Here is a 12,838-nt window from a genome sequence, read left to right on the forward strand (position 1 = left end):
GGGGCCGGGCACGCACAGGATCCGGTCAGAGGATCCGGTCGGAAGATCCGGTCAGGGGATCCTGTCAGGCAGGAAGGACCACGACGAACCGCTGCGGCTCCTCGCCCTCGGACTCGCTGCGCAGGCCGGCGGCCGCGACCGCGTCGTGCACGACCTTGCGCTCGAAGGGGGTCATCGGCGCCAGCTTCACGGACTCGCCGGTCTTCTTCACCTCGTCCGCCGTCTTGGCGCCCAGCTCCGCGAGCTCCGCGCGCTTCTTCGCACGGAAGCCGGCGATGTCGAGCATCAGCCTGGACCGGTCACCGGTCTCGCGGTGCACGGCGAGCCGCGTCAACTCCTGGAGCGCCTCCAGCACCTCGCCGTCGCGGCCGACCAGCTTCTGAAGGTCCCGGCCACCGGAGTCGCTGATGATCGACACCGCGGCGCGGTCGGCCTCGACGTCCATGTCGATGTCACCGTCGAGGTCGGCGATGTCGAGGAGCTCCTCGAGGTAGTCGGCCGCGATCTCACCCTCCTGCTCCAGGTGGGACAGGGCGTCGCCACTCTCGGCAGCACCCTCGGTGGCGGCAACGGTTCCTTCCGTCACGGATGGACTCCTTCTTCACTTCTTGGAGGGGTGCTTGGGCCGCTGCTGGCCCTTGCGCTGCCCCGACTTCGCCTGGCCTGACCGCGCGGCGGCGGGCTTGCCTGAGGCCTTGGACCTGGCGGGCTGCTGCCCCTGTTGCTTCCCCTGCTGGCCGGACTTCGCCTGGCCGCCCTGCTTGGCCGACGTCTGCTTGGCCGGAGCCTGCTTCGACGAGCCCTGCTTCTTCGGCTGCTCGCCCCGCTTCTCCAGCGTGGTGGGCTCGCCGGCCTGGGCCTGCGTCTCCGTCTCGGTCTCGGCCACCGCGGTGTGCGTGGCCGCGGTGCCGGATGCCTGACGCTGCGACTTGCTCTGCCGCTTGGGCTGCTGCCGCCGCGCCTGACCGCCGCCGACCCCGGCCTCGGCCGCGACCGTGTCGCTCTTCACCAGCGAACCGTCGGCCTGCGGCGCGAGCCCCGCCTTGGCGAGCCCGGTCACGAACTTGCGCTCGTTGTCGTTGCGGTCCGGGCCCTTGCCGACGATCGTCGCGATCATCTTCCGCTTGCGGCGCGATCGCACCTGCCCGTGAGTGGTGGCCGTCTTCAGCAGGCGCTGGAGGAAGGCGTCCTGCGCCTTGCTGCCCGGCGTCGGGTTCTGGTTGATCACGTACATCTGCTGGCCCATGGTCCACACGTTGGTGGTCAGCCAGTAGACGAGGACACCGACGGGGAAGTTGATGCCCATGCCCATGAAGATCAGCGGGAACACGTACATCAGCATCTTCTGCTGCTGCATGTACGGCGTCTTCACCGTGATGTCGACGTTCTTCGTCATCAGCTGGCGCTGCGTGTAGAACTGCGACGCGGACATCATGATGATCATGATCCCGGCGACGATCCGCACGTTCAACAGGGTGGAGCCAAGCGCGGCGGCCTTGTCCGCGTTGTCCAGGAACTTGACGGCGAGCGGGGCACCGAAGATGTGTGCCTTCTGCGCGCTGTCCAGCAGCGAGCTGTTGATGGCGCCGATCTTCGTGCCGTTGGCGATGCCGGCGAGCACGTGGTACAGCGCGAAGAAGAACGGCGACTGCGCGATGATCGGCAGGCACGAGGAGAGCGGGTTGGTGCCCGTCTCCTTGTACAGCTTCATCATCTCTTCGGACTGACGCGATTTGTCGTTCTTGTAGCGCTCCTGGATCGCCTTCATCTTCGGCTGGAGCACCTGCATGTTCCGCGTCGACTTGATCTGCTTCACGAAGAGCGGGACCAGGCAGATACGGATCAGCACCACGAGGGAGACGATGGACAGTCCCCACGCCCAGCCCGTGTCAGGGCCGAAGATCGCCCCGTACAGCGAGTGGAACTGGACGATCACCCAGGAAACGGGCCAGGTGATGAAGCTGAACAAACTGGCAATCGAGTCGAACATTCAGGCTCCTTGAGCATGGGGCGAGGTCTCTGCGGCCGGACTGGAGGACGGATCCGATCCCGGTCCTCCTGAAGGCACGCCAGTCGCGGAGTGCCCGCTCTTTCTGCGCCACGCGTCACGCAGCAACTCGTGCCACCGCGGTCGCTTCCGCGGCGGCACATGATCCACACCGCCGGGCGACCACGGATTGCACCGCAGAATGCGCCAGGCGGTAAGCGCCGTTCCCTTCACCGCACCGTGCCGGTCGATCGCCGTGTACCCATAGTGCGAGCACGACGGGTAGTAGCGACAGACCGGCCCGAGCAAAGGGCTGATCGTCCACTGGTACAGCTTGATCAGCGCAAGCAGTGGATACTTCATCGCGCGCCCCTTCCCAGCAGTCGCTCGAGAGCGGCGTCCAGGTCTCGGGCCAGTTGTTCGTGGGACGCGTCACCCGAACCGGGCAACGCACGTACGACAACCAGGCTACCGGGGGGCAGTACGGACAGGCGTTCGCGAACGAGATGGCGCAGCTGCCGCTTCACCCGCGTACGGACGACGGCGCCGCCCACGGCCTTGCTCACGACGAAACCCGCACGCGCCGGGAAAGCACTCTCCCCCGGCGCGTGCGGGTCCGGTTCGCCGCTACGCATGTGGACGACCAGGAGCGGCCGTCCGGCTCTGCGTCCTCGGCGTACCGCGGCCGCGAATTCTTCGCGCCGCCTCAGCCGATGCTCGGTAGGCAGCACGTCACAACCTGTGCGGAATCAGGCGGACAGACGGGCGCGACCCTTGCCACGGCGGGACGCGAGGATCGCGCGGCCGGCACGGGTACGCATCCGCAGCCTGAACCCGTGGGTCTTGGCGCGACGACGGTTGTTCGGCTGGAAGGTGCGCTTACTCACTCAGGGGCTCCAGAGAATGATGGGTGATGGCGGGCATCGCCTGGCTGTCACCGTGCGCCCACGAGTAGCAGCTCTCGTCACGCCCGTGTGCACCGCTTCTCGATCACGGATCCGTGATCTTTGCCCATCGGAGGCAGGCGGCAGCAGCCATCGACAACTCGACCTGGTCACGGTACGCGGGATTACGCCATCCGGTCAAACCAGCAGTATGCGCACCTCGGCACTGTACACAGCCTGTGGACAACGACTTGAACGACGCGGGTCGCCCTGACTACCGTGACGGGACTCCGGTCGCCTTGTTCCCGGTGTTGCCGACCCGTCCCGAGAAGCACACATTCGTGGGACCTGCGAGAGAGCGTGCCCTGTGGCTGACGTACCTGCCGATCTTGCCGCAGTGTGGCCCCGGGTGCTGGAACAACTCCTGCGGGAGGGCCAGCAGGGTGTCGAGTCCAAGGACAAGCAGTGGATCGAGCGCTGCCAGCCGCTGGCACTCGTCGCGGACACCGCTCTCCTCTCCGTTCCCAACGAGTGGGGCAAGCGCGTACTGGAAGGCAGGCTCGCCCCGCTCATCAGCGAGACCCTGAGCCACGAGTGCGGCAGGCCCATCCGGATCGCCATCACGGTGGACCCGTCGGCCGCCGAACCCGCCCCCGCGCCGCCGGTACCGCCCGTGCCGCAGCCGCGCCACGGCTCCTACGAGGACGGCTACGGGCACCACGCCCAGGACGACGGGCTCCCCTCCGTGCGCCCTGCCTACCCGGAGTACCAGCAGCACCAGCAGCGTCCCGATCCCGGCGTCTGGCCGCGCCCCCCGGAGGAGCTGTCGTGGCAGCAGCCGCGCCTCGGGGGATACCAGGACGACCCCTATACAGGCGCGCGCACGCAGCAGCCGGTGCACGACTACCGCAGGCCGGCCGACGAGTACGGCAGGCCCGACGACGACTACGGACGGCAGGAGAGCGACTACGGCAGGCCGGAGGGGGACTACCGGCGACCCGACGGCGACTACGGCAGGCCGGAGAACGACTACCGCCCGCCGCACTCCCCGGAGCGGGGTGGCTACGAACCGTCGCGGCCCGATCCGCGCGATCCGCGCGGCCTGCCGGACGGACACCCGGGCGCCCAGGGCGGCGGCCGTCCGGTTCCCGGCCCCCAGAGCGGTGGCCCCGGCGGCCCAGGCGGCCCCGGCGGACACGCCGGCGCGGGTGGCCCCAGCGGCCCCGGCGGCCCGGGGGGCAGGCACCGCGGCGTGCCGGGCCCGCTCGGTGCCCAGCCCTCGCCTGCCCCCGGCCCCGGCGAGCCGCACGCACGGCTGAACCCGAAGTACCTCTTCGACACCTTCGTCATCGGCGCGTCCAACCGCTTCGCGCACGCGGCGGCGGTCGCGGTCGCCGAGGCGCCGGCCAAGGCGTACAACCCGCTCTTCATCTACGGCGAGTCCGGGCTCGGCAAGACGCACCTCCTGCACGCGATCGGGCACTACGCGCGCAGCCTCTTCCCCGGCACGCGCGTGCGGTACGTGAGCTCGGAGGAGTTCACCAACGAGTTCATCAACTCGATCCGCGACGGCAAGGGCGACACCTTCCGCAAGCGGTACCGCGACGTGGACATCCTGCTCGTCGACGACATCCAGTTCCTCGCGAGCAAGGAGTCGACGCAGGAGGAGTTCTTCCACACCTTCAACACGCTGCACAACGCGAACAAGCAGATCGTGCTCTCCTCCGACCGGCCCCCCAAGCAGTTGATGACGCTTGAGGACCGGCTGCGCAACCGCTTCGAGTGGGGCCTGACGACCGACGTCCAGCCCCCCGAGCTGGAGACGCGCATCGCGATCCTGCGCAAGAAGGCGGTGCAGGAGCAGCTGAACGCGCCGCCGGAGGTGCTGGAGTTCATCGCGTCACGGATCTCCAGGAACATCAGGGAGCTGGAGGGCGCGCTGATCCGCGTGACGGCGTTCGCCTCCCTCAACCGGCAGCCCGTCGACCTCGGGCTCACCGAGATCGTGCTCAAGGACCTCATCCCGGGCGGCGAGGACGCTGCGCCTGAGATCACCGCGGCCGCGATCATGGCGGCGACGGCGGACTACTTCGGCCTCACGGTGGAGGACCTGTGCGGCTCGTCGCGCAGCCGGGTCCTGGTGACCGCGCGGCAGATCGCGATGTACCTGTGCAGGGAGCTGACGGACCTGTCGCTGCCGAAGATCGGCGCGCAGTTCGGCGGTCGCGACCACACGACGGTGATGCACGCGGACCGCAAGATCCGCGCGCTGATGGCCGAGCGCCGCTCCATCTACAACCAGGTCACCGAGCTGACGAACCGCATCAAGAACGGCTGAGAGACGGCCGACAGACGGCCGCCGCGAGGGCGCCCGGGGGACATCTCCGGGCGCCTTTCGCATGCCGCGCCGGCACGTCCCGGGCGCGTGTCCGCCGACCCGCCTGTTCGAATCCGTGCCGGTCAGACGAGTGGGAAATCGCTTCTCCACAGATCTTGAGGTTTTTTCGCGTCCACACCCTGGGGACTACTCCGTTGTCCAGAACGTATCCACAGCGGATGCGGGCAGGGGATGATCAAGGCAGGTCAGCCGCCTGTGGAATTGTGCGCGACCGCCGTCCACAGGTTGTGGACGGGGAAACCGCCCACAGGGGGCCGCGGAACTTGTCCACCGGCGGCCCACAGGCCAGGGCCGGTTACCCACAGCTCTTCCACAGCGCTGTCCACTGTTCGGCAACGGAACACGCCCTCTCACCGGGTCGAGTGAAAGGCGTCACACCAAGTCCACGGATTGGGCTGTGGGCAACCTGGGTAAACCTGGGGATCCAGCTGGGGAGAAGTGGCCCTCCGCTGTGCATGGGGTGTGCAGAACTTCCGGCCGTCCACAGTGGGCCCGACTTGTCCACCGCCCCCGCCCACAGGCCCGGTGGACAAAAAACCGGGCTCGACCTGCGGAAACGACGTTATCCACGGTTTCCACAGGCCCTACTACTACTCCCACCTAGAGTTAGCTGGGAATCCGCTTCGAAGTGGGGCCTGTGGGTAACTCGCCCCGGACCCGCTCGCCACGATTTGACCGGGAGCAGCAACGGCTGTCAGTGCCGTGCGTCAGACTGGTCCCCGGCATCCCGCTTCCGCCTCGGCGCAGAGGGCGGCATGCCGACGACGAAGGCCAGCAGGGCGCAGCAACAGCAGGAGGCGGCTTACGGTGAAGATCCGGGTGGAGCGCGATGTACTCGCGGAGGCGGTGGCCTGGGTGGCGCGGAGCCTCCCGGCCCGTCCGCCGGCGCCCGTCCTCGCGGGCCTGCTGCTGAAGGCCGAGGACGGGGCGCTGAGCTTCTCCAGCTTCGACTACGAGGTCTCGGCGCGGGTCTCGGTGGAGGCGGAGGTCGAGGAGGACGGCACGGTCCTCGTCTCCGGCCGCCTGCTCGCCGACATCTGCCGTGCGCTGCCGAACAGGCCGGTGGAGATCTCCACAGACGGTGTACGGGCGACCGTCGTCTGCGGCTCCTCCCGCTTCACGCTCCACACACTGCCTGTGGAGGAGTACCCGGCGCTGCCCCAGATGCCCACGGCCACGGGCACCGTGCCCGGCGAGGTCTTCGCCTCCGCCGCCCAGCAGGTGGCCATCGCGGCCGGGCGCGACGACACGCTGCCGGTGCTCACGGGTGTGCGCATCGAGATCGAGGGCGACACGGTCACGCTCGCGTCGACCGACCGGTACCGCTTCGCCGTCCGCGAGTTCCTGTGGAAGCCGGAGGCCGCGGACACGTCGGCGGTCGCCCTGGTGCCCGCGAAGACCCTGCTGGACACGGCCAAGGCGCTCACCAGCGGCGACACGGTGACGCTCGCGCTCGCAGGCGCGGGTGCGGGCGAGGGGCTCATCGGCTTCGAGGGCGCGGGACGGCGGACCACGACGCGCCTGCTCGAGGGCGACCTGCCCAAGTACCGCACGCTCTTCCCGACGGAGTTCAACTCGATCGCGGTGATCGAGACGGCGCCGTTCGTCGAGGCCGTGAAGCGCGTGGCCCTGGTGGCCGAGCGGAACACCCCGGTGCGGCTCAGCTTCGAGCAGGGCGTGCTGATCCTGGAGGCCGGTTCGAGCGACGACGCACAGGCTGTGGAAAGGGTCGACGCGCAGTTGGAGGGCGACGACATCTCGATCGCCTTCAACCCGACATTCCTGCTCGACGGCCTGAGCGCGATCGACTCCCCGGTGGCGCAGCTGTCGTTCACGACGTCCACGAAACCGGCCCTGCTGAGCGGCCGTCCCGCGGTGGACGCCGAGGCGGACGAGGCCTACAAGTACCTGATCATGCCGGTACGGCTGAGCGGTTGACCCCGCAGGTGAGCCGGGGCGCCCGGGCGTAGGCTCGGGCCCGGGTACGCATCGCCACGACGTTAAGGAATCCCTGATGGAGCTCGGTCTCATCGGTCTCGGCAAGATGGGCGGCAACATGCGCGAGCGTCTGCGCCGCGCGGGCCACACCGTCGTCGGATACGACCGCAACCCGGACATCGCCGATGTGCACAGCCTGGGCGAGCTTGTGGACAAGCTCAAGGGCCCCAGGGTCGTCTGGGTCATGGTCCCCGCGGGCGCCCCGACGCAGTCCACGATCGACGAGCTGGCCGACCTGCTCTCCCCCGGTGACGTCGTGGTGGACGGCGGCAACTCCCGCTGGACCGAGGACGAGAAGCACGCGGTCGAGCTGGGCATCAAGGGCATCGGATTCGTCGACTGCGGCGTCTCCGGCGGCGTCTGGGGCCTGGAGAACGGCTACGCCCTGATGTACGGCGGCACGCCCGACGACGTCGCGAAGGTCGAGCCGGTCTTCGACGCGCTCAAGCCCGAGGGCGACTTCGGCGCTGTGCACGCGGGCAAGGTCGGGGCCGGCCACTTCGCCAAGATGGTCCACAACGGCATCGAGTACGCCATGATGCAGGCGTACGCCGAGGGCTGGGAGCTGCTGGAGAAGGTCGGCTCGGTGACGGACGTGCGCGAGGTGTTCAGGTCCTGGCAGGAGGGCACGGTCATCCGTTCCTGGCTGCTCGACCTGGCGGTCAACGCGCTGGACGACGACGAGCACCTGGAGAAGCTGAAGGGCTACGCGGCGGACTCCGGCGAGGGCCGCTGGACGGTGGAGGCGGCGATCGACCACGCGGTGCCGCTGCCGGCGATCACCGCGGCGCTGTTCGCCCGGTTCTCGTCGCAGCAGGACGACTCCCCGCAGATGAAGATGGTCTCCGCCCTGCGCAACCAGTTCGGCGGGCACGCGGTCGAGGCGAACGCCGCCGAGGCGAAGGCCATGGCGAAGCAGAGCAAGAAGTCCGACAAGTAGTCGGACCGCTGCCCGGTGAGCCGCCGGACAGCGGTCGTTTCCAGGAGGCCGGCGCACGTCCATGCACGTCACGCATCTGTCGCTGGCCGACTTCCGGTCGTACGCCCGGATCGAGGTCGCCCTCGGTCCGGGCGTGTCCGTCTTCGTGGGGGCGAACGGCCAGGGCAAGACGAACCTCGTCGAGGCGGTCGGCTATCTGGCCACGCTCGGCAGCCACCGGGTGTCGTCGGACGCGCCCCTGGTGCGGGCGGGCGCGGAACGCGCGGTGGTACGTGCCGCGGTGACGCAGGGCGAGCGCTCCCAGCTCGTGGAGATCGAGCTGAACCCGGGCAGGGCCAACAGAGCACGCGTCAACCGGTCCTCGCAGGTGCGGCCGCGCGATGTGCTCGGGATCGTGCGGACGGTGCTGTTCGCGCCGGAGGACCTGGCGCTGGTGAAGGGCGACCCGGGCGAGCGGCGGCGGTTCCTCGACGAGCTGGTGACGGCGCGGGTGCCGCGCATGGCGGGGGTGCGCTCCGACTACGACCGGGTGCTCAGGCAGCGCAACACGCTGCTCAAGTCGGCGGCGATGGCCCGCAGGCACGGTGGGCGCGGGATGGACCTCTCGACGCTCGACGTGTGGGACCAGCACCTGGCACGGGTGGGCGCCGAGGTGCTGGCGCAGCGCGCCGACCTGGTCTCGGCGCTCGGCCCGCTCGCCGACAAGGCCTATGGCGACGTGGCGCCCGGCGGCGGGCCCGTGGGCCTGGAGTACCGCTCCTCCGCCGCGGCGGCCGTCGAGCCCGGTGCGGCGGCCGCCGACCCCGGTGCGGCCGCGCCCGCTGGTACGGCGGGCCTGCGTGAGCAGCTGTACGAGCAGCTGATCGCCGCGCTGGCGTCGGTGCGGGCGCAGGAGATCGAGCGCGGCGTGACGCTGGTCGGGCCGCACCGCGACGACCTGGTGCTCAAGCTGGGGGAGCTGCCCGCGAAGGGGTACGCGAGCCACGGCGAGTCCTGGTCGTTCGCGCTGGCGCTGCGGCTCGCGTCGTACGAGCTGCTGCGGGCCGAGGGCAACGAGCCGGTGCTCGTGCTCGACGACGTGTTCGCCGAGCTCGACGTGCGGCGGCGTGAGCGGCTGGCGGAACTGGTGGCGCCCGGCGAGCAGGTGCTGGTGACCGCGGCGGTCGACGACGACGTGCCCGGCGTCCTGGCGGGCACGCGGTTCTCGGTCGCGGACGGTGCGGTGGAGCGGCTGTGAGCGGCGGGGACGCGGGCGAGCGGCCCGCGGCCGCGGGCGCGGCCGACGAGCCGAAGGGCGTCGACCTGGCGCGGGTCGCGCTGCGCGCGGCACGCGAGCAGGCGCGGGCGCGGGGCGACGCGGTGCGGGACCGCAAGCAGGCCCGCCGCGGCGGTGGGCTCAGGTCCGGCGCGCGTGCGGACGGGCGCGACCCGCTGCCGCTCGGCGCGGCCGTCAACCGGCTGATCACGGAGCGGGGCTGGGAGGCGCCGGCGGCGGTCGGCGGCGTGATGGGCCGCTGGCCGCAGATCGTCGGCGAGGAGCTGGCGAAGCACTGCGTGCCGGAGCGGTTCGACGACGGGGACGACGAGCGCGTGCTGACGGTCGTCTGCGACTCCACGGTGTGGGCGACGCAGTTGAGGCTGCTGGCGCCCCGGCTGCTGGCCCGGCTCAACGAGGACCTGGGCCACGGCACCGTGCGGCTGATCAAGGTGCTCGGCCCGTCGGGGCCGCCCCAGCGCTACGGCCGTCTGCGCGCACCGGGCAGCAAGGGCCCGGGCGACACGTACGGCTGAGCCGGCCGATCCATGCCGCCCCACGGGGGGCGTCCGGCGCCCGGCCCGTCCCGTCCCGTCCCCTGGCGAGCGGATCCGGCAGGACGGGCCGGAAGCGTCCGGGCGGCCTGGGCCTTCCGCGTGCATGCCTGGGCGCCCGGCGAATCGGACCCGGGTCCTCAGGCGCCTCCCGCCTGGGCGCCCGGCGAATCGGACCCGGGTCCTCAGGCGCCTCCCAGTCCCCTGTCCGCACGTGCGTGCGTCCATGCGGGCGTGCGTCCGGGCGTGATGTGCGTCATGGGCCCGGACGCCGCACAGGCGCCGCCGACGCGCCGTCCGGCGCCGCGGCGGCCGCTCCCGCCTCCCCGGACGGCCACCCGTCCGGGGCCGGGCCACGGCCTCCGCTCGGGCGACGGCCGGTAACACCCCGCCTGACCTGCGGAAACAGGCGCCCGCGAGCGAGTGATTCGCCAGGTGGCGAGGGGTTGACAGCCTCGAAGCGCTGAGTGCCCTTCTGAGCCTCTTGGAGCCCCGTTGCCCATATGGGGAGTCGGCTGGGGCACCCCGAGGGCGGCACATGCGTACTGAGGTACCGGCAAACCCCCATGAGTGTCGCCGCTACCGGTAGACTGGCAGCGAATCCCGCCGCGCTTGCGGGACCCGACACAACGTCGTCACACCGTCGACAGAAGCCGAACGACGCAGCCGCTCCCGCGAGCCGGAGAACGGCCTGTGCTGTGCCAGAAAGGGCGCTTCGTGGCCGATTCCGGCAACCCCCAGGAAATGACTCCCCCCACTGCCGTCACTCCCGTCACTCCCGTCACCCAAGGGAACGGCGAGGTCACCACCGCCTACGACGCCAGCGCCATCACGGTGCTCGAGGGTCTCGACGCGGTCCGCAAGCGGCCGGGCATGTACATCGGCTCGACCGGCGAGCGCGGCCTGCACCACATGGTGCAGGAGGTCGTCGACAACTCCATCGACGAGGCGCTGGCCGGCCACGCGGACACGATCGACGTCACGATCCTCCCGGACAACGGCGTCCGCGTGGTCGACAACGGCCGCGGCATCCCCGTCGGGATCGTCTCCTCCGAGGGGAAGCCGGCCGTCGAGGTCGTGCTGACGGTCCTGCACGCGGGCGGCAAGTTCGGCGGCGGCGGGTACGCGGTCTCCGGCGGCCTGCACGGCGTGGGCGTCTCCGTCGTGAACGCCCTGTCGCACAAGGTCTCCGTGGAGATCAAGACCGAGGGCCACCGGTGGACCCAGGAGTACAAGCTCGGAGTGCCGACCGCGCCGCTGGCGCGCAACGAGGCCACCGAGGAGACCGGCACCTCGGTCACGTTCTGGGCCGACCCGGACATCTTCGAGACGACGGAGTACTCCTTCGAGACGCTGTCGCGGCGCTTCCAGGAGATGGCGTTCCTCAACAAGGGCGTGACGATCAATCTGACCGACGAGCGCGAGTCGGCGAAGGCCGTCGCGGGCGCCGGCACGGCCGGGGGCGACGTCGCCGATGACGGCGCGGACGAGCAGCCGCCGATGTCGGTCACGTACCACTACGAGGGCGGCATCGTCGACTTCGTGAAGTACCTCAACTCCCGCAAGGGGGAGCTGGTCCACCCGACGATCATCGACGTCGAGGCCGAGGACAAGCAGCGCATGCTCTCGGTCGAGATCGCGATGCAGTGGAACACGCAGTACAGCGAGGGCGTGTACTCGTTCGCGAACGTCATCCACACCCACGAGGGCGGCACGCACGAGGAGGGGTTCAGGGCCGCGTTGACGGGCCTGGTCAACCGCTACGCGCGCGAGCGCAAGCTGCTGCGCGACAAGGACGACAACCTCACGGGCGAGGACATCCGCGAGGGCCTCACGGCGATCATCTCGGTCAAGCTGGGCGAGCCCCAGTTCGAGGGACAGACGAAGACCAAGCTGGGCAACACCGAGGCCAAGACGTTCGTGCAGAAGGTCGTGCACGAGCACCTGACGGACTGGTTCGACCGCAACCCCAATGAGGCCGCGGACATCATCCGCAAGGCCATCCAGGCGGCGACCGCGCGCGTCGCGGCCCGCAAGGCGCGCGACCTGACGCGCCGCAAGGGGCTGCTCGAGTCGGCCTCCCTGCCGGGCAAGCTGAGCGACTGCCAGTCCAACGACCCGACGAAGTGCGAGATCTTCATCGTCGAGGGCGACTCCGCCGGCGGTTCCGCGAAGTCCGGTCGCGACCCGATGTACCAGGCGATCCTGCCGATCCGCGGCAAGATCCTGAACGTCGAGAAGGCGCGCGTCGACAAGATCCTGCAGAACACCGAGGTGCAGGCGCTGATCTCGGCGTTCGGCACGGGTGTCCACGAGGACTTCGACATCGACAAGCTCCGCTACCACAAGATCATCCTCATGGCGGACGCCGACGTCGACGGCCAGCACATCACCACGCTGCTCCTGACGTTCCTGTTCCGCTTCATGCGGCCGCTGGTCGAGGCCGGGCACGTCTACCTGTCGCGCCCGCCGCTGTACAAGATCGACTGGGGGCGCGGCGACGTCCAGTACGCGTACTCGGACCGCGAGCGCGACGCGCTGATCGAGATGGGGCGGTCGAACGGCAAGCGGATCCGCGAGGACTCCATCCAGCGCTTCAAGGGCCTCGGCGAGATGAACGCCGAGGAGCTGCGCGTCACCACGATGGACATCGACCACCGCGTGCTCGGCCAGGTCACCCTGGACGACGCGGCGCAGGCCGATGACCTGTTCTCGGTGCTCATGGGCGAGGACGTCGAGGCGCGGCGCTCCTTCATCCAGCGCAACGCCAAGGACGTCCGCTTCCTCGACATCTGAGCGGGCGCCGGGCGCCACGGCTGCCG

Annotated in this window: 11 protein-coding genes; 6 read left to right on the forward strand and 5 right to left on the reverse strand. The window is 70.0% G+C overall.

The window, feature by feature from the left end:
• Positions 1-64: 64 nt before the first annotated feature.
• Genes IH48_RS0118655 through rpmH form a run of 5 tightly spaced genes read right to left on the reverse strand, consistent with a single transcriptional unit; the run spans position 65 to position 2,874 of the window.
• On the reverse strand, positions 65-586 hold the full coding sequence (locus IH48_RS0118655; RefSeq protein ID WP_030905401.1) for a protein jag: 522 nt from the start codon (positions 584-586) through the stop codon (positions 65-67).
• Positions 587-601: 15 nt separating this feature from the next.
• On the reverse strand, positions 602-1,990 hold the full coding sequence (gene yidC, locus IH48_RS0118660) for a membrane protein insertase YidC (protein ID WP_030905403.1): 1,389 nt from the start codon (positions 1,988-1,990) through the stop codon (positions 602-604).
• Positions 1,991-2,350 carry a membrane protein insertion efficiency factor YidD gene (gene yidD / locus IH48_RS35105; protein WP_078849843.1) on the reverse strand — a complete coding sequence of 120 codons (360 nt, stop codon included), beginning with the start codon at positions 2,348-2,350 and terminating at the stop codon, positions 1,991-1,993.
• Positions 2,347-2,718 (reverse strand): ribonuclease P protein component, encoded by a 372-nt coding sequence (gene rnpA, locus IH48_RS35110; protein WP_078849844.1) that lies wholly within the window; start codon positions 2,716-2,718, stop codon positions 2,347-2,349. The genes yidD and rnpA overlap by 4 nt, the downstream gene beginning before the upstream one ends.
• A gap of 18 nt (positions 2,719-2,736) precedes the next feature.
• Positions 2,737-2,874, reverse strand: a complete 138-nt coding sequence (gene rpmH / locus IH48_RS35115) for a 50S ribosomal protein L34 (protein ID WP_003949374.1) — start codon at positions 2,872-2,874, stop codon at positions 2,737-2,739.
• A 364-nt stretch (positions 2,875-3,238) separates the two neighbouring features.
• Between rpmH and dnaA the strand changes: the two genes are divergently transcribed.
• From dnaA to gyrB, 6 genes are all read left to right on the forward strand, one after another.
• On the forward strand, positions 3,239-5,209 hold the full coding sequence (gene dnaA, locus IH48_RS0118665; protein WP_078849845.1) for a chromosomal replication initiator protein DnaA: 1,971 nt from the start codon (positions 3,239-3,241) through the stop codon (positions 5,207-5,209).
• Positions 5,210-6,076: 867 nt separating this feature from the next.
• Positions 6,077-7,207, forward strand: coding sequence for a DNA polymerase III subunit beta (gene dnaN, locus IH48_RS0118670; protein ID WP_030905407.1), 1,131 nt, complete (start codon positions 6,077-6,079; stop codon positions 7,205-7,207).
• A gap of 76 nt (positions 7,208-7,283) precedes the next feature.
• Complete coding sequence (gene gnd / locus IH48_RS0118675; RefSeq protein ID WP_051840101.1) at positions 7,284-8,207, forward strand: phosphogluconate dehydrogenase (NAD(+)-dependent, decarboxylating); 924 nt, start codon at positions 7,284-7,286, stop codon at positions 8,205-8,207.
• Between the two features lie 61 nt (positions 8,208-8,268).
• The gene (recF, locus tag IH48_RS0118680) at positions 8,269-9,444 is read left to right on the forward strand and encodes a DNA replication/repair protein RecF (protein WP_030905412.1); all 1,176 of its coding nucleotides are present in this window, start codon (positions 8,269-8,271) and stop codon (positions 9,442-9,444) included.
• Complete coding sequence (locus IH48_RS0118685) at positions 9,441-9,998, forward strand: DUF721 domain-containing protein (protein ID WP_030905416.1); 558 nt, start codon at positions 9,441-9,443, stop codon at positions 9,996-9,998. The genes recF and IH48_RS0118685 overlap by 4 nt, the downstream gene beginning before the upstream one ends.
• Before the next feature lie 711 nt (positions 9,999-10,709).
• Positions 10,710-12,812 (forward strand): DNA topoisomerase (ATP-hydrolyzing) subunit B, encoded by a 2,103-nt coding sequence (gene gyrB / locus IH48_RS0118690; RefSeq protein WP_078849846.1) that lies wholly within the window; start codon positions 10,710-10,712, stop codon positions 12,810-12,812.
• Positions 12,813-12,838: the final 26 nt, after the last annotated feature.

Source organism: Streptomyces sp. NRRL F-5126 (genome assembly GCF_000721265.1).
GTDB lineage: Bacteria > Actinomycetota > Actinomycetes > Streptomycetales > Streptomycetaceae > Streptomyces.